Here is a 240-nt window from a genome sequence, read left to right on the forward strand (position 1 = left end):
ACAACGATCGGGGCTGCGGGGTGGCGGCGGCCGAGCTGGCGGTGCTGGCGGGGGCGGATCGCATCGAGGGCACCCTGCTTGGCAACGGCGAGCGTACCGGCAACATGGATATCGTCACCATGGCCATGAACCTCTACAGCCAGGGCATCGATCCCGAGCTGGATCTCTCTGACATGGATGCCATAGTTGCGACCGTGGGGGCCTGCACCCAGATAGCCCTGCACCCGCGCCACCCCTATG

General features: G+C 66.2%; 1 pseudogene. It reads left to right on the top strand.

The features are described from left to right. Window positions 1–240, top strand: a pseudogene (locus B4920_RS27695) (2-isopropylmalate synthase); the annotation flags it as partial.

Origin of the sequence: Zoogloea sp. LCSB751 (genome assembly GCF_002028455.1) — a bacterium.
Lineage (GTDB): Bacteria > Pseudomonadota > Gammaproteobacteria > Burkholderiales > Rhodocyclaceae > Zoogloea.